The organism is Arthrobacter crystallopoietes, from assembly GCF_002849715.1.
Classification (GTDB): domain Bacteria; phylum Actinomycetota; class Actinomycetes; order Actinomycetales; family Micrococcaceae; genus Crystallibacter; species Crystallibacter crystallopoietes.
Genome location: NZ_CP018863.1, coordinates 3,727,534 through 3,750,684 on the forward strand (window position 1 = coordinate 3,727,534; position 23,151 = coordinate 3,750,684).

At 62.9% G+C, this 23,151-nt stretch carries 19 protein-coding genes; 18 read left to right on the top strand and 1 reads right to left on the bottom strand.

The genetic code is table 11. The features are described 5' to 3' along the window. The first annotated feature begins 5 nt into the window (after positions 1-5). From AC20117_RS17215 to dnaE, 18 genes are all read left to right on the top strand, one after another. Positions 6-1,784: a peptidoglycan D,D-transpeptidase FtsI family protein gene (locus AC20117_RS17215; RefSeq protein ID WP_236777358.1), complete on the top strand. Its 1,779-nt coding sequence runs from the start codon at positions 6-8 to the stop codon at positions 1,782-1,784. Next, positions 1,784-3,430 carry a UDP-N-acetylmuramoyl-L-alanyl-D-glutamate--2,6-diaminopimelate ligase gene (locus tag AC20117_RS17220; RefSeq protein WP_074702613.1) on the top strand — a complete coding sequence of 549 codons (1,647 nt, stop codon included), beginning with the start codon at positions 1,784-1,786 and terminating at the stop codon, positions 3,428-3,430. The genes AC20117_RS17215 and AC20117_RS17220 overlap by 1 nt, the downstream gene beginning before the upstream one ends. 6 nt (positions 3,431-3,436) lie before the next feature. Further along, the gene (locus AC20117_RS17225) at positions 3,437-4,963 is read left to right on the top strand and encodes a UDP-N-acetylmuramoyl-tripeptide--D-alanyl-D-alanine ligase (protein WP_101632631.1); all 1,527 of its coding nucleotides are present in this window, start codon (positions 3,437-3,439) and stop codon (positions 4,961-4,963) included. Then, positions 4,960-6,069 (top strand): phospho-N-acetylmuramoyl-pentapeptide-transferase, encoded by a 1,110-nt coding sequence (gene mraY / locus AC20117_RS17230; protein ID WP_074702612.1) that lies wholly within the window; start codon positions 4,960-4,962, stop codon positions 6,067-6,069. The genes AC20117_RS17225 and mraY overlap by 4 nt, the downstream gene beginning before the upstream one ends. Further along, positions 6,066-7,595 carry a UDP-N-acetylmuramoyl-L-alanine--D-glutamate ligase gene (gene murD / locus AC20117_RS17235; RefSeq protein WP_074702611.1) on the top strand — a complete coding sequence of 510 codons (1,530 nt, stop codon included), beginning with the start codon at positions 6,066-6,068 and terminating at the stop codon, positions 7,593-7,595. Before mraY ends, murD begins: the two co-directional genes overlap by 4 nt. Before the next feature lie 18 nt (positions 7,596-7,613). Beyond that, positions 7,614-8,963, top strand: coding sequence for a putative lipid II flippase FtsW (gene ftsW / locus AC20117_RS17240; protein ID WP_074702610.1), 1,350 nt, complete (start codon positions 7,614-7,616; stop codon positions 8,961-8,963). 29 nt (positions 8,964-8,992) lie between these two features. After that, positions 8,993-10,099 carry an undecaprenyldiphospho-muramoylpentapeptide beta-N-acetylglucosaminyltransferase gene (gene murG / locus AC20117_RS17245; RefSeq protein ID WP_074703441.1) on the top strand — a complete coding sequence of 369 codons (1,107 nt, stop codon included), beginning with the start codon at positions 8,993-8,995 and terminating at the stop codon, positions 10,097-10,099. Further along, complete coding sequence (gene murC / locus AC20117_RS17250) at positions 10,096-11,526, top strand: UDP-N-acetylmuramate--L-alanine ligase (protein ID WP_074702609.1); 1,431 nt, start codon at positions 10,096-10,098, stop codon at positions 11,524-11,526. The genes murG and murC overlap by 4 nt, the downstream gene beginning before the upstream one ends. 164 nt (positions 11,527-11,690) lie before the next feature. Continuing rightward, a complete protein-coding gene (locus AC20117_RS17255) occupies positions 11,691-12,575 on the top strand; it encodes a cell division protein FtsQ/DivIB (protein WP_074702608.1) in 885 nt (294 codons plus the stop codon). A gap of 206 nt (positions 12,576-12,781) precedes the next feature. Beyond that, the gene (gene ftsZ / locus AC20117_RS17260) at positions 12,782-13,987 is read left to right on the top strand and encodes a cell division protein FtsZ (RefSeq protein ID WP_074703440.1); all 1,206 of its coding nucleotides are present in this window, start codon (positions 12,782-12,784) and stop codon (positions 13,985-13,987) included. Between the two features lie 35 nt (positions 13,988-14,022). Continuing rightward, positions 14,023-14,733 (top strand): purine nucleoside phosphorylase YfiH/LACC1 family protein, encoded by a 711-nt coding sequence (locus AC20117_RS17265; RefSeq protein ID WP_074702607.1) that lies wholly within the window; start codon positions 14,023-14,025, stop codon positions 14,731-14,733. Beyond that, on the top strand, positions 14,730-15,500 hold the full coding sequence (locus AC20117_RS17270; RefSeq protein ID WP_074702606.1) for a YggS family pyridoxal phosphate-dependent enzyme: 771 nt from the start codon (positions 14,730-14,732) through the stop codon (positions 15,498-15,500). Before AC20117_RS17265 ends, AC20117_RS17270 begins: the two co-directional genes overlap by 4 nt. Before the next feature lie 44 nt (positions 15,501-15,544). Further along, positions 15,545-16,078, top strand: coding sequence for a cell division protein SepF (locus AC20117_RS17275; RefSeq protein WP_074702605.1), 534 nt, complete (start codon positions 15,545-15,547; stop codon positions 16,076-16,078). Between the two features lie 71 nt (positions 16,079-16,149). Continuing rightward, positions 16,150-16,437, top strand: coding sequence for a YggT family protein (locus AC20117_RS17280; protein WP_074702604.1), 288 nt, complete (start codon positions 16,150-16,152; stop codon positions 16,435-16,437). Between the two features lie 164 nt (positions 16,438-16,601). Continuing rightward, a complete protein-coding gene (locus AC20117_RS17285; protein ID WP_074702603.1) occupies positions 16,602-17,297 on the top strand; it encodes a DivIVA domain-containing protein in 696 nt (231 codons plus the stop codon). 133 nt (positions 17,298-17,430) lie between these two features. Then, a complete protein-coding gene (lspA, locus tag AC20117_RS17290) occupies positions 17,431-18,039 on the top strand; it encodes a signal peptidase II (RefSeq protein WP_074702602.1) in 609 nt (202 codons plus the stop codon). Next, a complete protein-coding gene (locus tag AC20117_RS17295; protein ID WP_074702601.1) occupies positions 18,032-18,967 on the top strand; it encodes an RluA family pseudouridine synthase in 936 nt (311 codons plus the stop codon). Before lspA ends, AC20117_RS17295 begins: the two co-directional genes overlap by 8 nt. 124 nt (positions 18,968-19,091) lie before the next feature. Then, positions 19,092-22,571 carry a DNA polymerase III subunit alpha gene (gene dnaE / locus AC20117_RS17300; RefSeq protein ID WP_236777603.1) on the top strand — a complete coding sequence of 1,160 codons (3,480 nt, stop codon included), beginning with the start codon at positions 19,092-19,094 and terminating at the stop codon, positions 22,569-22,571. A gap of 13 nt (positions 22,572-22,584) precedes the next feature. Here dnaE and AC20117_RS17305 read toward each other — a convergent pair whose 3' ends face one another. After that, positions 22,585-23,115 (bottom strand): flavin reductase family protein, encoded by a 531-nt coding sequence (locus AC20117_RS17305; protein WP_236777359.1) that lies wholly within the window; start codon positions 23,113-23,115, stop codon positions 22,585-22,587. Positions 23,116-23,151 lie beyond the last annotated feature (36 nt).

The following is a 23,151-nucleotide window of genomic DNA, read 5'->3' on the forward strand; positions in this document are numbered from 1 at the left end:
CCCTAGTGGCAAGAACCAAGGCCCAAGTCCCAAGCAACCGGCGGGCCGAAGTGACGGCCCGAAGGCTCCGCGCAGGACTCGCCGTGGTGCTGGTCCTGCTGGTCATCCTGGGTGGACGCCTTTTTCAGCTACAAGGCCTTGATACCGCCGGAATGGCTCAAGCTGCGATCGACAAGCGCCTGCGGACCTCGGAAATACCTGCTCTGCGGGGCGAAATCCTTGACGCCGAAGGAACTGTGCTGGCCCGGAGTGTGCAACGTTTCGACATCGTCGTGGATCAGCGACTGGTCGAGGATTTCCAACGGTTCAACCCGGAAACCCGTCAGGTCGAAGATGTGCAGATCGAGGGCGAAATCGACAAGCTCGCGGCCATCCTGGGGCAGGACGTCGCCACGGTGCGGGACGCCGTCGTCGGTGATATGCCGTTCAACTATGTAGCGAAGTCCGTCACGCCCGAAATCCAGGAGAAAGTCGAGAACCTGGCTTTCCCCGGCCTGCAGTCGCGCGAGACCACTACCAGGAACTATCCAGTGGGCGAGGTGGCAGGCTCGGTTGTCGGCTTCCTGGGATCCGACGGCACGCCGCTCGAAGGCATTGAAGCCACGCAGCAGGAAGTGCTCGCCGGCACGCCCGGAGAGCGCACGTTCGAAATCGGGGCGGACGGAATCCGCATCCCGGTGGCCACCAACGAAGAGGTGCCCGCCCAGGATGGCCAGAGCGTCAGGCTCACCCTGAACTCGGACCTGCAATGGTATGCCCAGGAAGCCATCGCCGCGGAGGTCAAGGAATACGACGCCGAGTACGGCACCATCGTGGTGATGAACGCCAAGACCGGTGACATCATCGCACTGGCGGATTCGACCACGCTTGATCCCAACGATCCCGGAGCCACACCTAATGGCGAGCGGCAGTCCTATGCCGCGACGAAGGCCTTCGAGCCCGGCTCGACGACGAAGATGATCACGATGGCTGCGGCCATCGAAGAGGGCATCACGACTCCGACCACCAAATACACAATTCCGCCCGAGTACACGGTCAACGGTCAGACGTTCATTGATGCCCGGCCACACGGTACCAAGACGCTGACCACGGCGGGTATCCTCGCGAATTCCTGGAACACGGGCACCGTGATGATCGGCGAACAGTTGACCAGGCAGCAACGCTACGACTACCTGCGCAGGTTCGGGACCGGCCACAAGTTCGACATCGGCCTCCATGGGACCACCGCGGGCCTGCTAGCACCGCCGGAGACTTGGGACGGCCGCCAGGAGTTCACCGTCCTGTTCGGCCAGGGCCTGGCACAGACCGCCCTGCACACCGCCGTCGCCTTCGCCACCATTGCCAACGACGGCGTCAGGATGGAGCCGCGGCTGATCGACGCCTATATCGACCCCGACGGTACCGAACATCCGGTGGCTAAGGAGGAAGTCGGGCGTGCAGTCTCCTCCGAGACGGCAGACCAGGTGCAGGACATGCTGGAGACCGACTCGCACGTTGCCAGCGGCCTGCCGGGTAATATCGAGGACTACCGCATCGGTGTGAAGACGGGTACGGCAGAGGCGCCGTCCAACGACGGCGGGTTCAGCGGCTACACGATTTCCTACGCCGGAATCGCTCCCATGGAGGACCCTGAGTATGTTGTCGTGGCGACCATCCAGCAGCCTGAGGGCGGCGTGTTCTCGCTGACCGCCGGTCCGGTTTTCAAAAAGGTCATGAGCCAGGTGCTCAATACCTACAATGTGCCGCCGTCCACCACCAATCCGGTTAAACTTCCGCTCGAGTAATGATTCTGGAGAACTTTGTGAGCACCACCCCCCGTCAGCCGCACAGGTCTGCCTCGCCTATGCGGCCGGAACTTGTCGAGCCCGTCACCCTGCACGAACTGCAGCAGGTCCTGGCAGATGCCGGGTTGCCGGCCATGGCATCGGCTGCAGGAACAGATTGGGACACTGCCGTGACCGGACTGTCGATCGACTCGCGCGCCGTGGAACCGGGGGACCTCTACATCGGTTTGCCAGGAGCCAACCGACACGGGGCCGAGTTCGCTGCCCAGGTTGCCGCAGCGGGTGCAGCGGCATTTCTTACGGACGACGCCGGTGCCGAATTGATTGCGGGGCAAGACTTGGGTGCGATGCCGGTGCTGGCAGCGCCGGACCTACGGGCCCTCGTTGGACCGCTGTCAGCCAGGGTCTACAACAGCCAGCCCGCAGGCTCCCGGCCCAACCTCTTCGCCGTCACCGGTACCAACGGAAAAACAACCACCACGTACTTCGTTAACTCCCTGCTGAAGGCACTGGACCAATCCACAGGCCTGATCGGGACGATTGAAATCACCGCGGGCAGCGAAGCGATTCCCAGTGCGCTCACCACGCCCGAGTCTCCGGAAGTCCACGGCATCCTCGGCCTGATGCGGGAACGGGGTCTGGACGCGGCAGCAATGGAAGTGTCCTCACACGCCATCTCCTACCGGCGGGTGGACGGAGTGCGTTTTGACGTGGCAGGGTTCACGAACCTGACGCAGGACCATCTTGATCTGCACGGCAGCATGGACGAGTATTTCCAGACGAAGGCGGAGCTTTTCACCCCCCAGCGGGTCCGCCGCGCCGTAGTCTGCGTGGATGATCCCTGGGGGCGCCGGCTCATTGACAGTTCCGGCGTACCGACCGTCTCGCTCAGTACCACCGGTGCACCTGCGGACTGGCGGGTAGAGTCCATTCAGCGTGCAGGGTTGGGACACACATTCGAGCTGCACGGCGCGGATGGGGTGCTGCGGCTGCACACCGGTCTGCCGGGGGACTTCAACGTGTCCAACGCTGCCCTGGCGGCAGTCATGGTGCTGGCCTCCGGTGTTGACGTCCAACGTCTCCAGGCGGCGCTGGATGCGAGGGATCCGTTCACCGTGGATGTTCCCGGACGCATGCAGCTGATCAGCGAGCAGCCGGCAGGAATTGTTGATTTTGCACACAATCCCGACGCACTGGAGCGCACTCTCGCGTCCGTGCGGCGGCCCGAAGCCGGCTCCCGCGTCATCATTGTTTTTGGGGCGACGGGGGACCGCGACCAGACCAAACGCCCGCTGATGGGAGCCATCGCAGCCCGGGGTGCCGACGTCGTTATTGTCACCGACGACGATCCGCACGGCGAAGACGAAGCCGCCATCCGCCGCGACGTCCTGCAGGGCGCCCTGGCGGCGAAGCAGGATGAGCAGCTGGACACCGTGATCGAGGAAGTCTTTCCGCGGGCCGCGGCGATCGAGCACGCCGTGGAAATGGCCACGGAAGCAGATACCGTCCTGGTTGCCGGCCGCGGCCACGAGGTCTGGCAGGAGGTCAAAGGCGTGAACCTGGCCCTTGATGACCGGGTGGAGCTGCAGCAGGCGTTGCGCCGGCATGGATTCTATGCCCTTGGTGCCGACGCGGTAGAGTCCTAGATCGTCATGATTGAACTTACTGCAGCCGAAATTGCGGCAATTACACGCGGGCGCATCATTGGGGAACCGACAGATGGGTCGGAGGATACCGCCGCTTTGACGGTTAATTCCGCCGCGACAGATTCGCGGGAAGTGGTTCCCGGGTCACTGTTCGTGGCGAAGCCCGGCGAGAAGACGGACGGGCATCTGTTCGTTCCCCGGGCTTTTGCATCCGGTGCCGTGCTGGCGCTGACCGAACGCGAAATTACCGACGACGCCGGCCGTCTGCTGCCGCAGATCATCGTGCCCGACGCCGTGGAGGCCATGGGTGCCATTGCCGCCGACGTCGTCGCGCGGTTGCGGGCACACGGCCCGCTTTCCGTTGTCGGGATCACCGGCAGCGCAGGCAAGACCACCACCAAGGATCTGCTCGCGGGCATCTTGGCCCAAGCCGGTCCCACTGTGGCCCCGGTGGGTTCCTACAACGGCGAGGTCGGCGTGCCGCTGACGATATTCAACGCCGACTTCAACACCCGTTACCTGGTGGTGGAAATGGGAGCCACCGGGCTGGGACACATCACTTATCTGACGGACATGGTGAAGCCGGACACCGGCGTCGTACTGGGCGTGGGGACAGCCCACGCCGGCGAGTTCGGCGGCGTGGAAAACATCGCCCGCGCCAAGGGCGAACTGGTTGAAGCGATCGGGGCAGACGGTACGGCCATCATCAACGCCGACGATCCGCGCGTACGCCAGATGGAGTCCCGCACCACGGCGAAGCTGCTCTATTTCACCGCCGACGCCGGGTTCTCTCCGGCCGCAGCCGACGCTGAAGTTTTGCGCGCCACTGAGGTGCGCACCAATGCCGCCGGGCATCCGGAACTGACGGTCCGCTTCCCCGATGGAACCGAAAGCCGCATTGTTTCCGGGCTCATCGGCATCCACCATGCCACCAACCTGCTGGCAGCGGCCTCCGCAGCCTGGTCGCTTGGCATCAGCGCCGAGTTGATCGCCAGCGGCCTGAACGGCCGCGGACCGGCATCTCGTTGGAGGATGGAACGTACCGAGCGGCCGGACGGTGTGACGGTCATCAACGACGCCTACAACGCGAACCCCGAATCGATGCGTGCCGCCCTGCGGACCTTGGCCGAACTTGGCCGCGGCGAGGGGCGGCGTACGTGGGCGGTACTGGGCGAGATGCTGGAGCTGGGCGAGGATTCCGTCCACGAGCACGACGCGATCGGGCGGACTCTGGTCCGCTTGAACATCGCCAAACTGATCGTGGTGGGAAACGGGGCCAGAGCCATGCACACCGGGGCCGTGATGGAGGGCTCCTGGGGCGATGAATCCATGTTCGTCGAGACGCCGGAAGACGCCTACCAGGTGCTCCAAAGGGAGCTGCGACCGGGCGACCTGGTGCTGTTCAAGTCTTCCAACGGGGCCGGGTTGCGGCACCTGGGAGACCGGGTAGCGCGCCGTGAGCCGTCCCCAACTGCCCCGCCGTCCGGCGTGGCAGAAACACCGATTCCTGCAGAGGGAGGTATCCAGTCGTGATTTCCCTGCTTATCGGCTCGGCAATGGCTCTGGTGCTTGCCCTCGTTGGCACGCCGCTGTTCATCAGGCTGCTCGTCAAGAGAGGCTACGGCCAGTTCATCCGTGATGACGGTCCGACCTCCCACCACACCAAGCGCGGAACGCCGACTATGGGCGGTACCGTCATTGTCGGGTCCGTCGTCATCGCCTATTTCGGCACGCACTTGCTCGAATGGATGATGAACCAGAACCACCCCGGTCCCACCGTTTCCGGCGGCGTGCTGCTGCTGCTGATGGCCGGTATGGGCCTGATCGGTTTCCTGGATGATTTCCTGAAAATCTCCAAGCAGCGCAGCCTGGGACTCCGGGCCTGGTCCAAAATTGTGCTCCAGGGCATCGTCGGCGTGCTGTTCGCCATCCTGGCACTGAACTTCCCGGATGAGGCCGGGCGCACTCCGGCGTCGATGAACATCTCCGTGGTCCGGGACATACCGTGGCTGGACCTGGCTGCAGGCGGCACCGTTCTCGGCACCATTCTGTTCATTATCTGGTCCAACCTGATCGTTACCGGCGCCACCAACGGCGTGAACCTGACCGACGGGCTCGACGGCCTGGCGGCCGGTGCCTCCGTGATGGTGTTCAGCGCCTACATGCTCATGGGTATCTGGCAGTTCAACCAGGCCTGCGGTTCGATCAAGGTGCCGGGTGAGGTCTGCTACGAGGTCCGGGACCCGATGGATCTTGCCCTGCTGGCCGGGTCGCTCTGCGGCGCCCTGATCGGCTTCCTCTGGTGGAACACCTCGCCCGCCAAGATCTTCATGGGCGACACCGGATCGCTGGCCCTCGGCGGCGCCATTGCCGGTTTCGCGATCCTCTCGCGTACCCAGTTGCTGCTGGTCGTCCTGGCGGGCCTGTTTGTCCTGATTGCCCTCTCGGTCATCATTCAGGTGGCGTTCTTCAAACTCAGCGGCGGCAAACGCGTCTTCAAGATGGCGCCGCTGCAGCACCATTTCGAGCTCAAAGGCTGGGCCGAGGTAACGGTAGTGGTCCGGTTCTGGATCATCGCCGGCCTGTGCGTGGCTGCAGGACTGGGCATCTTCTACGCTGAATGGGTTGTTGGACTATGAGCGTGAACGAACGGCTGGCTTCACTGACGTCCTGGGACGCAGACTGGTCCGGACTCCGGGTGGTAGTCACTGGCATCGGCCTGTCCGGATTCTCCGCGGCAGACACCCTGATCGAACTCGGCGCCAGGGTGGTTCTTGTCGACGCCCAGGACACCGAGGAAAACCGGGCCAAGGCGGACACGCTGAAAATTGTCGGTGCGCATCAGTTGCTGCTGGGGCCCGAGCACACCCAGTCGCTTCCGCTGGTTGACGGCGAACCGGCCGAACTCGTGGTCACCTCGCCGGGGTGGAGCCCGCAGCAGCCCCTGCTCGCCGCTGCCGCAGCAGCAGGCATTGCCATCTGGGGCGATGTGGAGCTTGCCTGGCGGGTACGCGAGCGTGCCGGACGGCGGACCGCCGAATGGCTGGTCATTACCGGGACCAACGGAAAGACCACGACGGTAGGCCTGGCAGCTTCGATGCTGCAGGCAGCCGGGCTGCGGGCCATCGCGGCCGGCAACGTGGGCACCCCTGTTCTGGATGCTATCCGGGACCCGCTGGGCTACGACGTGATCGCCGTCGAACTCTCCAGCTTCCAGTTGCACTGGTCCCATTCGCTCTCGCCGCTGGCCAGCGTCTGCCTCAACGTCGCGCAGGACCATGTGGACTGGCACGGCTCGTACGAGAACTACCTCGCGGACAAGGCCAAGATCTACGCGAACACCAAGGTTGCCTGCGTCTACAACGCCGAACAGCGTGAGACCGAGGCGATGGTGGAAGAGGCCGACGTCGTGGAGGGCTGCCGTGCCATCGGCTTCACCACCGGGATGCCGGCCGTGAGCATGGTCGGCGTGGTGGAAAATCTGCTCGTTGACCGTGCTTTTATCGAAGCACGCAAGGACTCGGCAGCCGAGCTGGCGGCCTTGGCGGACCTGGGCGAACTGGCCCCGCGGCATCTGGTTGCCAACGCGCTTGCGGCCGCAGCCTTGGTCCGCGCCTACGGGGTGGAACCGCCCGCGGTCCGTGACGGCATCCGCAATTACAATCCGGGCGCGCACCGAATCCAGAAAGTCGCCGAAATCGATGGTGTGCTCTGGGTCAACGACTCCAAAGCAACCAATCCACACGCGGCGGCTGCCTCGCTGGCGGCGTTCTCCTCGGTGGTGTGGATCGCCGGCGGATTGTCCAAGGGCGTGGATTACAGCGAACTCGTCGCTGCCCACAGCGGACGGTTGAAGGCCGTCGTCGTTATTGGCCAGGACAGCACGGGCTTACTGGCCGCATTGGAACGACACGCTCCGGATGTTCCCGTGATCACGGTTCCGGCACGAGAGACTGGTGACGGAGAGCCCGTGGACGGAGGCGAACATGTCACCGGCGGGAAGATCATGGCTTCAGCTGTGGCCGCGGCAGCAGGGATTGCCGTAGACGGGGATACCGTGCTGATGGCTCCGGCGGCTGCCTCGATGGATCAGTTCACGTCCTACGCCCATCGCGGCGATGCATTCATCGAAGCGGTCCGTGGCATTCAGGAAGGTCAGGCGTAGAGCCCGTAAGGAGCAGTAATGGTCAACACGCCCAACCGGGAAACTTCCCGGAAACCGGCGTCGAAGGCGTCTGCCCGGCCTACCGGTTCCAGGAAGCTCCGGAGTCCGGAGGCAGGCCCCGAGGGGAGCCAAACCGGGCTGCGGCTCAAAGCCAAGGCACTGCTCGACCGGATCGAAGGCACCGGTCAGGAACCGACGGGTTTCAGCTACTACCTCATCCTGGGTTCGGCCCTGGCCTTGACCGCCATCGGTCTGCTGATGGTGCTGTCATCTTCCGCCGTGGAATCCATTGCCGACGGCGAATCCCCGTTCAGCTTGTTCCTGAAACAGGGCGTGTTTGCCGGCCTCGGAATTGTCGTGATGCTGATCCTGTCGAGGCTCAGCCCGGAGACGTACCAGAAGCTTGCCTGGCCTGCACTGGCCGTTTCGGTGGTGTTGCTGCTTCTGGTTTTCACTCCGCTGGGCGAGTCGGTCGGTGGCAACCGAAACTGGATCAAGCTCCCGGGCGGGATGACCGGCCAGCCGTCCGAGGTCGCCAAACTTGGCATGTCGCTCTGGATGGCTACAGTTCTGGTCCGCAAGGAACACCTGCTGCGGGACTGGAAGCATCTGGTCATTCCTGTCATACCGGGCGCCGGTTTGATCATCGGCTTAGTGTTGCTGGGCAGGGATCTGGGTACTGCAATGATCCTCATGCTTATTCTCGCCGGGGCAATGTTTTTCGCCGGAGCTCCGCTGAAGATGTTCGTTTCGGCCGGGCTGGTTGCGTTGGCCGGCGTGCTGATCATGGTCGTGGCGAGCCCCAACCGGATGGGGCGCATCACGATGTGGCTGGACCAGAGCTGCGAGGTCACCACAGGTCTGAACATGCAGTCGTGCAACGGCCTGTTCGCGCTGGCATCGGGCGGTTGGTGGGGCGTGGGCCTGGGACAGAGCCGGCAAAAGTACAACTGGATCCCGGAAGCACACAATGACTACATCTTCGCCATTATCGGCGAAGAGCTGGGGCTGCTGGGCACCTTCGTCGTCGTCCTCTTGTTTGGTTTGTTGGCGGTTGCAGTGGTGCGCACCGTCATGCGGCAGAACGATACGTTCGTCCGCATCTTCGGCGGCTCCATCATGGTGTGGATCATTGGCCAGGCATTCCTGAACATGGGTGTGGTGACCGGGCTGCTGCCTGTCGTAGGTGTTCCGCTGCCGTTCATTTCTTACGGTGGCTCGGCACTGACCATCACACTTGCCGCGGTCGGGGTACTGTTATCTTTTGCCCGGCCTGATGCCCGGGCGGGCAGGAACCGTGCGAGGAAACGTGCCAGGAACCTGGCGCAGCGGAAGGCCCCTCAGCCGGCCGGAAACATCAGCAAGTAATGACCGAGGCAGAAGGTACCAGTACTTTTATGAAGACCCATGAACCGTCCGTGGTTCTCGCCGGCGGCGGCACCGCCGGACACATCAGCCCTCTGCTGGCCATCGCGGGTGCCATCCGGGAGCAGGCACCCGACGCCGGAATTCTGGCCGTCGGCACGGCGGCAGGCATGGAAACCAGGCTTGTTCCCGCTGCCGGCTACGAGCTGGCCACGATCGAGCGGGTTCCATTCCCGCGGCGTCCTTCGCTGGATCTGCTGAAACTGCCGTTCCGGTTCGGCACCGCGGTGAAACAGGCCCGCCGCATCATCGAAGGGGCGGGAGCCGATGTCGTCGTCGGTGTTGGCGGGTACGTCAGCACTCCCATGTACATCGCCGCCAAGCTGGCCAAGGTGCCGCTGGTGATCCATGAGGCGAATGCACGCCCCGGGCTGGCCAACCGCGTCGGTGCCCGGCTGACCGACGACGTGGCGGTGGCGTTCCGCAGTACCAAGTTGCCTGATGCCACCTGGGTCGGAATGCCGATGCGTCGGGAAATTTCAACCCTGGACCGCTCGGCCGCGCGTGCTGCGGCGAGGGACCGGCTGGGCCTGGAACAGGATAAGCCCACGTTGATCGTGACCGGCGGTTCCTCCGGCGCCGCCAGCATCAACCGCACCATCCGGGCGTCGTTGGAGAAGTTCGCGGCGGCCGGCATCCAGACCCTGCACATAACGGGCAAAGGGAAAGAGCTTAGGGAGCCCGACGGCAGCCTGGTCAGTGTTCCCGGCTACCACCAGGTCGAATTCGTGGACGGTATGGAAAACGTCTACGCCGCAGCGGATCTGCTGCTGGCCCGGGCCGGCGCCGCTACTGTCTGCGAGATTGCCGCCGTCGGATTGCCGGCTGTTCTTGTCCCGCTGCCGCATGGCAACGGCGAGCAGGCGCTGAACGCCGCGGACCTCGTCGGGGCCGGGGGAGCGGTGATGGTCAAGGACGCCGACTTCACGCCTGACTGGGCAACGGCTGAGCTGCCTGCGCTGCTGCAGGACGGCAACAAGCTGCAGGCCATGGCAACGGCCGCTGCCGGGCTGGGCATCAGGGACGCAGATACACGCATGGCGGCGATGGTTTTTCAAGCCACAGGGAGGCAGCAGTGAAAGCGGTTGATTTCCATACCACGCAGGAGCTTGCCTTTGACGATCTGGGCAGCGTCCACTTTGTCGGACTCGGCGGTGCGGGCATGTCCGCGATCGCGCGGATCCTGCTGGCCCGGGGCGTCAATGTCTCCGGTTCAGACAGCCGCGACTCCAAGGTTTTGGGCCAGCTGGAGCGGCTGGGGGCGAAGGTCTACATCGGCCATGACGCAGCCAATGTTGCGGATGCGGACACCGTGGTCGTCTCAACGGCCATCCGTCCCGATAACGCCGAGCTGCAGGCGGCGGTCTCGGCGGGGCTGAACATCATCCACCGTTCCGTCGCGCTGGCCGCTTCGATCGGATCGCAGGAGCTGATCGCCATTGCCGGTACCCACGGCAAAACAACGACGACGGCGATGGTCACCGTCATGCTGCGGGCCGCGGGCAAGGAACCGTCTTTTGCCATTGGCGGGGACGTGGCAGCGCTCGGGGTCAATGCCGCTTATGGCGCCGGCGAACTGTTCGTGGCCGAAGCTGACGAATCGGATGGTTCCTTCCTGAACTACCGTCCGAAAGTCATTGTGGTCACGAACGTAGAGGCCGACCATCTGGACCATTACGGTTCCGCGGAATCCGTGTACGCATCCTTCGACACGTTCGCTGCTCTCCTGCCTGAGGACGGAACACTTATTGTCTGCGTAGACGACCAGGGGGCGCGCGATCTGGCGGCCAGGGTCCGGGAATCCGGTGCCAGGCACCGCATCCTCGGCTACGGGTATTCGCCCGACGCGGACGTGCGGATTGAAGAAAGTAGTTTTGCGGCGGGGACCAGCAGCAGCTGGATTGTCGTCGACGGGCAGCGGCACGAACTTCGGCTCCAGGTGCCCGGTGCACACAATATCCGCAATGCGACGGCGGCCTTCGCCGTCGGGCTTTGCAGCGGTGTTGATCCGGCTGCTGCTGCGGACGGACTGGCTGGATTCACCGGGGCCGCACGCCGTTTCGAGGCGAAGGGCGAAGCGGACGGGGTCCGGGTCTTCGACGACTATGCCCACCATCCGACCGAAGTGCACGCGGCCTTGTCAGCGGCGAAAAAGGTTGCCGGCGGCCACGGAGTCCATGTGTTGTTCCAGCCGCACCTTTTCTCCCGGACACGGGAATTTGCCGCGGAGTTCGCGGAGGCCTTGTCGCTGGCGGACTCTGTGACCGTGCTCGATATTTACCCGGCGCGTGAGGATCCCATTCCCGGCGTGACCAGCGAGCTGATTACGTCCCGGCTCGAGCGGCCCGGCGGGTACGAGCAGGACCCGGACCGGGCACTGAAATCCGTGGTAGACCGGGCCAGGAGGGGCGACATCATCATGACCGTGGGCGCCGGAGACATCACGCAATTCGGCCCGCAGCTGGTCGCCCGCCTCACCGAGCGGACTGCGGACGGCGCGGCTTGATGGTTAGCAGGAAGCCGCGCAGACCGGTCACTCCTGCTGGTTCGCGGAAACAGGCTCCACTGTCCTCTCCGGACGAGTCCGCCGGGCGCGACGATGAGGCGGTTCGACGCCCAGCTTCCGGTTCTACCGGGCGGCAGGCGGCCACCCAAGCAGACCGCGCGAACGTGCGGGTCAATTCGGGCAAAGTCGGTGTCCTGCCGGCGGATACCGGGACGAAGATCGCGCCGGTGGCAAAGCCGGCACGACCGAAGGTGCGCAAGAAAAACCGGGCTCCGTCCGGCGCGCCCGGATCCATCCCGGACGAGAAGGTTGGGCCTGCCCCGCGCAGCACAACGGTTGTAGCCTTTCCGGAACCTCCCGGCAGGAAACTGCGCCGTCGGATCTGGATTGGCGTTGCAACAGCAGCGGTACTGGTGGTGGCCCTGATCCTGGTACTGGTGTTCTCGCCGGTCTTGGCGATCAAAACCATCACGGTCACCGGCACCGATCTGACGTCGGAGAAAACAGTGGACGAGGCACTTGCGCCGCTGAAAGAACAACCGTTGCCGCAGGTTGGTGACGACGACGTGCGGCCGCTGCTGGAGGGGCTGCCGGCCGTTCTGGACGTCACTGTTGAAGCTCGGCCGCCGTCGGAACTCGCCGTGGAAATCACGGAACGAATTCCTGTTGCCGTTCTGGAAACGGGCAAGACTTTCGCCCTGATCGACGCAGAAGGCAAACGGATCGGCTCAGTGAAAGAGCGCAAGTCCGCCGAGCTGCCGTTGATTGACGAGAGCGCTGCCAGCAAGGACCAGGAGATATTCCAGACCATCACGGCTGTCCTCAGCGCGCTTCCGGCGGACATCCTGGCCCAGTTGGAACATGCCTCTGCCAAGTCAATCGACTCGGTCGAGCTGCAGCTGACCAACGGACAAAAAGTGCTGTGGGGCAACGACAGCCAGCTGGAGTTGAAGGCCAAGGTTTTCGAAGCCTTGCTCAACGCGCCCGAACCAGAGGTTGAGGTAGAGGTTTACGACGTATCGACCCCGACCATGCCGGTCACGCGTTGAGACAACAATCCATACAGATAAGCGACACGCGGCAGCGGTCGTTGCATGAGGACGGGGATGCGCCTAGCGTCTCGGAATAGAAGTTACTTGACATAACTCTAACCCTCAAGTTGAGGGTTAAGGTTACCGAGTGAACCATTGGGCCGGTGTCCGATCCGGCCTGGCGGAATTGATCAGTGCACAGATTCGAACAAGGGACACAGGACGTGGCAGCACCGCAAAATTACTTGGCCGTCATTAAAGTCGTCGGCATCGGCGGCGGTGGAGTGAACGCCGTCAACCGAATGATCGAGGTAGGGCTCCGCGGCGTGGAGTTCATTGCCATCAATACCGATGCGCAGGCTCTGCTCATGAGCGATGCGGACGTCAAGCTTGACGTGGGGCGTGAACTTACGCGTGGACTGGGCGCAGGCGCTGATCCGGAAGTTGGACGCAAGGCTGCCGAAGACCACGCTGAGGAAATCGAAGAAGTGCTTCGCGGCGCCGACATGGTTTTCGTAACTGCCGGTGAAGGCGGCGGGACCGGTACCGGTGGCGCTCCGGTGGTGGCACGTATCGCGCGTTCTCTGGGTGCGCTGACCATCGGTGTCGTTACCCGTCCGTTCACTTTCGAGGGCCGCCGGCGGTCGAACCAGGCCGAAAGCGGTATCGAGACGCTGCGTGATGAAGTGGACACGCTGATCGTGATTCCCAACGACAGGCTGCTCTCCATCAGCGACCGTAACGTGTCGATGCTCGACGCTTTCCGCTCGGCCGATCAGGTCCTGCTGTCCGGCGTCCAGGGCATCACCGATCTGATCACCACGCCGGGCTTGATCAACCTGGACTTCGCTGACGTGAAGTCCGTCATGCAGGGCGCCGGCTCGGCCCTGATGGGTATCGGTTCCGCCCGGGGCGAGGACCGTGCGGTCAAGGCTGCCGAACTGGCCATCGCGTCGCCGCTGCTGGAAGCATCCATCGACGGTGCGCATGGCGTGCTGCTGTCCATCCAGGGCGGTTCGGACCTCGGTCTGTTCGAAATCAACGAGGCTGCCCGCCTCGTCCAGGAAGTGGCCCACCCGGAGGCGAACATCATCTTCGGCGCGGTCATCGACGATGCCCTCGGTGACGAGGCCCGCGTCACGGTGATCGCCGCAGGTTTTGATCAGGTGGATGTTACGTCCGCAGCGCAGCCTGCGCAGAAGCCTGCGAACGCCCCGGCAGCGCCGGCAGTTCCGCCGACCCAGCCTGCCGAACACGCACAGGTACCGGCAGCCGCGCCTGCAGCTTCCAGCGGCAGCTGGGGGCAGATGCCGCAGCGTTACGACGTCCCGGCGGATGCAGGTTTCGACGTAGACCTGCCTGCCGTCGTCGAGCCGGACCTGACGGCCGGTCGCACGGATGACCTGGACGTTCCGGATTTCCTCAAATAGAACAGACAACGCAAGAACAGACAGGATTGCCGGCAGTGCTTTGGTGGCGTGAACAGGTCGGCGACGGCCTGTGGGTGGCTTTTACCGATAAGGCTGCCGGCAATCTTGCTTTGCATGTAGGCGATGTGCCGGCTTCCGTCCAGGACAGACGCAGGTCCTTGGAGACCGAACTTGGTATGGTGCCGGGCTCGCTGCGCTTCATGAACCAGGTCCATTCCGCCAACGTGGGCGTGGCGTCGACAGGTCAGCCGGCGCCTCCGCCGGAAACGGAAATTGATGCGCTCGTATCACCCCAAGCGGACGTGCCGCTTGCGGTGATGGTGGCCGACTGCCTGCCGGTCGTTTTCGCCGGTTCCACGGCGGACGGAGGACACGCGTCCGCCGTCGCGCATGCAGGCCGGCGGGGATTGCTGGATGGCGTCCTCGTGAACACTGTGTCCGAACTGCGCGCCTCGGGAGTCTCGGACATCCGGGCGTGGATTGGCCCCTCGATCTGCGGACGCTGTTACGAGGTCCCCGCACACATGAGGACAGCGTCCTGTGAGCAACTGCCGCAGCTATACTCTGAAACTTCCTGGGGAACGCCGGCTTTGGACCTGCCTGCCGGCGCGGCAGGCCAATTGGAAACGCTGGACGTGGAAACGCGGCGGCTGAACGGATGCACCCTCGAGGATTCCCGGCTGTTCTCCTACCGGCGCAATCCACAAACAGGCCGCTTCGCCGGCCTCGTATGGAGGGAACTATGACTGAAATGGACAGGACTGAGGAGCTTCGCCGGAACCTGGCGAAGGTGCGGACAAGGATTGAGGCCGCCGCTGCCCAACGCACAGGTCCTGCGCCCGAATTGATTGTGGTGACGAAATTCTTTCCCGCGGCCGACGTTGCCGCGCTGGCGGCACTCGGTGTTGCGGACGTGGGGGAGAACCGGGACCAGGAAGCTTCGCAAAAAGCGGCGGAGCTGGCGGACACCGCGGCAGGCGAGTCCCTGCGCTGGCACTTTATCGGGCAGCTGCAGAAGAACAAGGCCAAGTCTGTGGTGCGGTACGCGCACGCGGTGCATTCCGTGGACCGTTCGTCCTTGATCGGTGCCCTGGGCAAAGCGATGGTCGTTGAGCAGGAACGACGCAGTGCCGCCAACCTTCCCCCGCGGCCGGAACTGCTGTGTCTGATCCAGGTCGATCTCGATGAGCGCACGGAGGTGCCCGAAGCGGGGGAGGCCGCCGGTCCTCGGGGAGGCGCCCAACCCGAGCAGATCGAGGAACTCGCACGAGCCATTGATTCTGCAAGTGGTCTGCGACTGGGCGGCTTAATGGCAGTTGCGCCACTGGGAACGGACCCGGCCCCGGCCTTTGATCGGTTAATGGATTATTCGGCCAAGTTGCGCGAAATTTTTCCTAGCGCGTCGATGGTCTCCGCCGGTATGAGCCAGGACTTGGAAGCCGCCATAGCGGCCGGTGCGACACACCTGCGTGTCGGCTCAGATGTCCTCGGACCGAGACCCGCTTTGAGGTAGCGTTTTTGGCGAGAGCAGTGTTGAAGACACGATAGGAGCTAACCATGGCCGGCGCTTTGCGCAAGACAATGATCTATCTTGGGCTCGCCGACGGTGACGAGCACTACGAGTCCGAAGAAAACGAGTCGCTGAACAGGGAACCCCAGAACCGGGACGAGGACCAGCGTGTTGAACAGAGCCGTGAGGAGCGCCGGGTGGAGAGTGCGCCGTCGCCCGTGAAGCCTGTGGCGGAGGAATACCGTGCTCCCGTAACGCCGATCAAGCGTGCCCCGTCGTCCCGTGAGGAGTCATCCGTGCTGCGTCAGATCACCACAGTCCATCCCCGTTCCTACAATGACGCGAAAGTCATTGGTGAAAGCTTTCGCGACGGGATTCCCGTGATCATGAACGTGACCGACATGGGTGAGGCAGACGCCAAACGGCTGGTTGACTTCTCCGCCGGGCTGGTTTTCGGACTGCACGGCAGCATTGAACGGGTCACCAACAAAGTGTTCCTGCTCTCGCCGTCGACCATGGAAGTGCTCGGCGAGGATAAGCAGGCCAGCGACCACCAGGCGACGTTCTTCAACCAGAGCTAGCGGAGCATGCTGCCCATACGGCAGTATGCTCATTTAACTGCTCGTCTACCGCTAGGAATCGTGGAACCCGCGTGTCCATTATTTTTGCTCTGCTGTATTTAGTGCTCATGCTGTTTCAGCTGGCGCTGATCATCCGCATTGTTTTTGATGTTGTCCAGACTTTTGCCCGGCAATGGCGCCCGCGTGGCGTCGCCTTGGTGGCTGCATCGGCCATCTATGCCGTCACGGATCCGCCGCTCAGGGCACTGCGGCGGATGATTCCGCCGCTGCGCATCGGCGGCTTCGCATTGGACCTGGCATTCCTGGTCCTCTTCATTCTGACTAGCATTGCGTTGTTTATCGTTGCAGGCCTTGCCTAGGGACTGACCTGCTTCAGACGCGGTTAGTTTTCAAGATCGAAAAGATATACTCTGATTCAGATATCCCTAGTGAATGTAAATCGTCATGGCGATTATTCGCTACCGTTGTCATGAGTGCATTGGCACGAAATCATGATCCACAAGAACCAGTATGAGGTGACCACATGGCTCTGACGCCAGAAGACGTTGTCAACAAGCGGTTCCAACCGACGAAGTTCCGTGAAGGATACGACCAGGACGAGGTCGATGACTTCCTTGATGAAATCGTCGTAGAACTGCGCAGGCTGAACCAGGAAAACGACGAGCTCCGCAAGAAGCTCGGCGAAGCCACCTCGGGCCAGTCATCCGCTGGTAACGTCCCGGCCCCTGTTGCAGCCGCTCCGAAGGCCGAGCCGGCCAAGGAAGAGGAGCCGCAGGAGGAGGTCAAGGAAGAGCCTAAGCGCGAGAAGCCTGCAGCGGCTGTTCCCGCTACGGCGGCCGCTCCGGTCGTCAGTGCTCCGGCTCCCGCCGCTCCAGCAGCCGGTGGCGGCCACACTGCCACTGCCGAGTCCGCCGCGGGTGTTCTGGCCATGGCGCAGAAGCTTCACGACGAATATGTCAACGCCGGCGTCGAGCAGCGCGACAAGATCATTGCCGAAGCTCAGATGGAAGCGAGCACCCTCGTCAACGATGCACAGGAGAAGAGCCGCAAAACGCTGGGCTCCCTGGAGCAGCAGAAGGCTGTACTGGAGCGCAAGCTCGAGCAGCTGCGCGGCTTCGAACGGGACTACCGTTCACGACTCAAGGCCTACATCGAAGGCCAGCTGCGCGATCTGGAAGCCCGTGGCTCCTTTGCGACTCCGGACATCAAGGAGAGCTAGAGTCCTCAGCTTGACCCAGTTTTGAGCCCTTTGTTCAAGGGCAAGGATGGCCGGTGCCGGGAATTCCCTGACACCGGCCATTTCTCTAGCCGTGTTCCGTGCCGCCATCCGTTATTGCCGTTAGAAAAGAATCATGTCTGAACCATCTTCCGGGGACCAGCCCGCGGACAGCAGCATCGAACGCCAACCCACCGGTGTCCGCAGCCGGCGCACCGCTGGTTTTGTCCTGATCCTGGCAGGCTGCGCCGCGTTTGCGTACCTCTTCGATCAGCTGACCAAATGGTGGGTCGTCAGCACCATGACGGAGGGCGATATCATTCCGGTGCTGCCCCCGCTGCTGCACTGGCACTTCATCCGAAATTCGGGTGCGGCGTTTTCGATCGGCCAGGACTACACCTGGGTCTTTACGATCGTGATGGTCCTGGTTTCCGGTGCCATCATTTTCTACGCACGCAAGGTCCGATCCGCCTGGTGGTCCATCGCCCTCGGCCTACTTCTGGGCGGTGCGCTGGGCAACCTGACGGACAGGCTCTTCCGGGAACCGTCTTTCGGCGTCGGCCATGTGGTGGATTTCATCGCGTTCCCCAATTTCGCCATTTTCAATATTGCGGACTGTGCCGTGGTCGGCGGCGTAATACTCTGGTGCATTCTGACCTTCATGGGCATTGGTATCGACGGCGAACGCGTACCGTCCGGTAAACAGCCGCCGAAAGACCGCAGCCCGGAGCAGCACGGTGCCTGATCAGCTTTACCAGTTCTCGCTTGACCCGGAGACGGCGGGCAAACGCGCCGACGCTGCTATTGCCGGCCTGCTGGACATATCGCGTTCGGCGGCCGCGACGTTGTGCACCGCGGGCCATGTCAGGCTTAACGGCAAGATCCTGGGCAAATCAGACCGGTTGCCGAATGCGGGAGAACTTGAAATCCGCAGACCCGAAGAGCGGGATCCGTTGGAGATCGTCGTCGAAGAGGTGGAAGATTTGAAGGTTCTCGGTGACGATGATGACTTCGTCGTGATTGACAAGCCTGTTGGAGTGGCTGCCCACCCCTCGCCAGGCTGGGTCGGCCCCACCGTGGTGGGTGCCCTGGCCGCACTGGGATATAGAATTTCCACGTCCGGGGCGGCGGAGCGTGCGGGCATTGTGCACCGGCTCGATGTCGGCACGTCAGGCGTCATGGTCGTGGCAAAGACCGAGCACGCGTACACGCTGCTCAAGCGGGCTTTCAAGGAACGTACGGTCGATAAGGTTTATCACGCACTGGTACAGGGCCTGCCGGATCCGCTCGAAGGAACTATCGACGCACCCATCGGCAGGCACCCGGGCTACGACTGGCGCTTCGCCGTCGTGGAGGACGGGCGGAACTCAGTCACCCATTACAAGGTGATTGAAGCGTTCGGAAAGGCGTCGTTGGTCGAAGTTCATCTGGAGACGGGGCGGACGCACCAGATCCGCGTTCATTTCGCCGCTCTCCGCCACCCGTGCGCCGGGGACCTGACTTACGGGGCGGACCCGAAGCTCGCGGCCGAACTCGGCCTGACCAGACAATGGCTCCACGCCAAGAAACTCGGTTTCGACCATCCGGTCAGCGGAAAATGGGTGGAGTACGAAAGCGAATATCCCCAGGATCTGGCCTATGCACTGGAAGCACTGGCCGAACACCGGGTCTGATCTGTACGACGGCGGGACCGCGGCATGAAACGTGCCCGCCTAGAATGAAGTGGTGGCAACTGTGACTAGCTCGATTTCCGGTACTGATTCGTTTGTACATCTCCACAACCACACCGAGTACTCCATGCTCGACGGCGCAGCCCGCCTGACGGACCTCTTCGAACATGCCCATGAACTCGGCATGGACTCCGTGGCCACCACGGACCACGGTTTTGTCTTTGGCGCCTTCGATTTCTGGAACAAGGCCAACAACGCCGGCATTAAGCCGATCGTCGGGGTGGAAGCCTATTTGACGCCCGGCACGGCGAGGTCGGACAAGACCCGTGTCCGCTGGGGCGACGGCGGCCGCGGCGACGTCTCGGGCGCCGGTGCATACACGCATATGACGATGTGGGCCGAGACGACCGAGGGCATGCACAATCTGTTCCGCATGTCGTCCCTGGCGTCGCTGGAGGGGTACCTGTACAAGCCCCGCATGGACCGGGATCTGCTGCAGACCTACGGCAAGGGCCTGATCACCACCACCGGCTGCCCATCGGGCGAGGTGCAGACGAAGCTGCGGCTGGGGCTCTACAAGGAAGCGATGCAGGCCGCCTCGGATTTCCGGGACATCCTGGGGCCGGAGAACTTTTACTGCGAACTGATGGACCACGGCCTCGACATCGAGCGCAATGTCCAGGCGGATCTGCTCAAGCTGGCCCGCGAGCTGCAGCTGCCGTTGGTGGCAACCAACGATCTGCACTACACACATGCCGAGGACGCGAAGGCCCACGCGGCACTGCTCTGCGTCCAGTCCGGCTCGACGATGGCCGATCCCAAGCGCTTCAAGTTCGACGCCGATGAGTTCTATCTGAAATCTCCGGCTGAGATGCGGGCCATTTTCCGCGACTATCCGGAGGCCTGCGACAACACCCTGCTGATCGCCGAACGGTGCAACGTCGAGTTCAACACCCAGGCCAACTACATGCCGCGGTACCCCGTTCCGGAAGGGGAGAACGAGGAGTCCTGGTTCATCAAGGAGGTCGAAAAAGGCCTTCATTACCGCTACCCGGCGGGTATTCCCGACGACGTCCGCAAGCAAGCGGACTACGAAGTCGGCGTCATCTCCCAGATGGGCTTCCCCGGGTACTTCCTGGTCGTGGCCGACTTCATCAACTGGGCCAAGAATAACGGCATTCGCGTAGGACCGGGCCGTGGTTCGGGTGCCGGTTCAATGGCGGCCTACGCCATGCGCATCACGGACCTGGATCCGCTCAAGCACGGTCTGATCTTCGAACGGTTCCTCAACCCGGACCGTGTGTCCATGCCTGACTTCGACGTCGACTTCGATGATCGGCGCCGCTCGGAGGTCATCAGGTATGTCACCGAGAAGTACGGTGACGAGCGGGTGGCCATGATTGTCACGTACGGCACCATCAAGGGCAAGCAGGCGCTGAAGGACTCCTCGCGCGTCATGGGTTACCCCTTCTCGACGGGAGAGCGGCTGACCAAGGCGATGCCGCCGGACGTCATGGGCAAGGGCATTTCGCTGCAGGACGTGCACAATCCGGAGGCCAAGCGCTACAGCGAGGCCGAAGAGCTGCGGGAACTGCTCAAGTCGGATCCGGATTCAGCCAAGGTCTTCGAAACGGCGCTCGGGCTCGAGGGCCTGAAGCGGCAGTGGGGTGTCCACGCGGCCGGTGTGATCATGTCCTCGGATCCGCTGATCGATATCATTCCGATCATGCGCCGTGAGCAGGACGGCCAGGTCATCACGCAGTTCGACTATCCGACTTGTGAGGGCCTTGGCCTGATCAAGATGGACTTCCTCGGTCTGCGGAACCTGACGATCATCACGGACGCGCTGGAAAACATCCAGATGAACCGGGACTTCGAGCTGGTGCTTGAGGACCTGACACTGGATGATCCGGACTCTTACGCCCTGCTGGCACGCGGCGACACTCTGGGAGTCTTCCAGCTCGACGGCGGCCCGATGCGGTCCCTGCTGAAGCTCATGCGGCCGGATAACTTCGAAGACATTTCCGCGGTGCTTGCGCTGTACCGCCCCGGGCCGATGGGCGCTAACGCGCACAATAACTACGCGCTGCGCAAGAACGGGCTGCAGGAGATCACTCCTATCCACCCGGAGCTTGAGGAGCCGCTGGCCGAAATTCTAGGCGGCACCTACGGCCTGATCGTCTATCAGGAACAGGTTATGGCGATCGCGCAGAAACTGGCCGGGTACTCGCTCGGCCAGGCAGATATTCTGCGGCGTGCCATGGGCAAGAAGAAGAAGTCGGAGCTGGACAAGCAGTACGCCGGCTTCGAAAAGGGCATGCAGGACAACGGCTATTCCGCCGCAGCCATCAAGACGCTGTGGGATATCCTGCTCCCGTTCTCGGACTACGCGTTCAACAAGGCACACTCGGCCGCGTACGGCGTCGTGTCCTATTGGACGGCGTACCTCAAGGCGCATTATCCGGGCGAATACATGGCTGCGCTGCTGACCTCCGTCGGTGACGACAAGGACAAGCTGGCCATGTACCTTAACGAATGCCGGCACATGGGCATTACGGTGCTTCCGCCGGACGTCAACGAATCCAGTGTGAACTTCACCCCGGTGGGCAAGGACATCCGGTTCGGCATGGGCGCCATCCGCAACGTTGGCGCCAACGTGGTCCATGCCATGGTCGCCGCCCGCGAGGAGAAGGGGCACTTCAGCTCGTTCAGCGATTTCCTACAGAAGGTTCCCGCGGTTGTCTGCAACAAGCGGACCATCGAATCACTGATCAAGGCCGGCGCGTTCGACTCGCTCGGCGATCCGCGCCGCGCCCTGGCCATGATCCATGAAGAAGCGGTTGACTCCGTCATTGTGCTCAAGCGCAACGAGGCAGCCAACCAGTTCGACCTCTTCAGTGCGTTTGACGACGGCGGTGAAACCTCCGGCGGACTGGCCGTGGAAGTTCCGGATCTGCCTGAATGGGACAAGAAGGACAAACTGGCGTTCGAGCGCGACATGCTCGGCCTGTATGTCTCGGACCATCCGCTTCAGGGCTTGGAAGGTCTGCTGAGCCAGCATGCGGACCTGACCATTACCTCAGTCATCGGCGAAGACGGTCCCGCGGACGGTGCCATCGTCACTATTGCCGGAATGATCACCTCCTTGCAGCGCCGGATCGCCAAGAACAGCGGCAACGCCTACGCCCGTGCCGAGGTGGAAGACCTCGGCGGCTCCATGGAAGTGATGTTCTTCGGTCAGGTGTACGGACCGATCTCGACCATCCTGGCGGAAGACCTGATCGTCGTCGTCCGCGGCCGGTTGCAGCGCCGTGACGACGGCGCAGTAACGCTGAATGCCCAGGAGCTGACCGTTCCTGACCTCAGCGATGGCCATTCCGGGCCGGTGGTAATTTCCATGGCCAGTTTCAAGGCGACCGAGACGGTGGTTTCGTCCCTTGGCGACGTGCTGCGGACACACCCGGGAACCACCGAAGTCCAGGTGCGGCTGAACAGCTCACGGAAAGTTGAAGTGATGAAGCTTGGCGTCGATCTCCGGGTCAACCCCACGCCGTCGCTCTTTGGTGATCTTAAGGTGCTGCTGGGTCCAGCCTGCCTCGACGTCTAGCGGCTCCGGGGATTTAGATCTGGTATTCGAGCGGACTCGGGCGAACGTAGGAGCCGCTGTGGTACAGTAGCGGCGTCGCTTCGTCGCCGAGCGAGCCTTCCACTACCTCGACGATCACCACAGCGTTGTTTTCGAAGGACACGCGCATTTGGATCTTGCCGACCAGATAGGCATGGACATCCTTCAGGAGAGGCACCCCGTAGGGACCTGCTTCCCAATGATCTCCGCTGAAGCGGTCTTTCGTACGGGCGAAACGGTCGGCGAGCCCGCGGTTGTCCTGGCCGAGGATGTGGACGCCAATATAGTTCGAGTTCGCGACGGCGGGCCAGGACGAGCTGGAGCGGGCCATGTTGAAGGTGAAGCGCGGTGGCTCCGCCGACAGGGACGCCACCGAGGTCGCCGTGAAGCCAAAAGGCTTGCCCTCGTACTCAACGGTGAGAATCGCCACTCCGGCAGCATGCCGCCGGAAGACCTCCCGGAAGGTGGTTCCCAGCAGTTGCCCGGCGGGCGTGACAGACTGTGCTGCTACGGATTCGGCACTCACAACAATGTTTCTCCAGAACTATTCGGTGGGGACAGA

What these genes read in the sequence shown, in the direction of transcription:
- AC20117_RS17220 (WP_074702613.1), top strand. Translation starts at nt 1,784, where the DNA reads ATGATTCTGGAGAACTTTGTGAGCACCACCCCCCGTCAGCCGCACAGG.
- AC20117_RS17225 (WP_101632631.1), top strand. Translation starts at nt 3,437, where the DNA reads ATGATTGAACTTACTGCAGCCGAAATTGCGGCAATTACACGCGGGCGC.
- murD (WP_074702611.1), top strand. Translation starts at nt 6,066, where the DNA reads ATGAGCGTGAACGAACGGCTGGCTTCACTGACGTCCTGGGACGCAGAC.
- ftsW (WP_074702610.1), top strand. Translation starts at nt 7,614, where the DNA reads ATGGTCAACACGCCCAACCGGGAAACTTCCCGGAAACCGGCGTCGAAG.
- murG (WP_074703441.1), top strand. Translation starts at nt 8,993, where the DNA reads ATGAAGACCCATGAACCGTCCGTGGTTCTCGCCGGCGGCGGCACCGCC.
- AC20117_RS17270 (WP_074702606.1), top strand. Translation starts at nt 14,730, where the DNA reads ATGACTGAAATGGACAGGACTGAGGAGCTTCGCCGGAACCTGGCGAAG.
- AC20117_RS17275 (WP_074702605.1), top strand. Translation starts at nt 15,545, where the DNA reads ATGGCCGGCGCTTTGCGCAAGACAATGATCTATCTTGGGCTCGCCGAC.
- AC20117_RS17285 (WP_074702603.1), top strand. Translation starts at nt 16,602, where the DNA reads ATGGCTCTGACGCCAGAAGACGTTGTCAACAAGCGGTTCCAACCGACG.
- lspA (WP_074702602.1), top strand. Translation starts at nt 17,431, where the DNA reads ATGTCTGAACCATCTTCCGGGGACCAGCCCGCGGACAGCAGCATCGAA.
- dnaE (WP_236777603.1), top strand. Translation starts at nt 19,092, where the DNA reads ATGCTCGACGGCGCAGCCCGCCTGACGGACCTCTTCGAACATGCCCAT.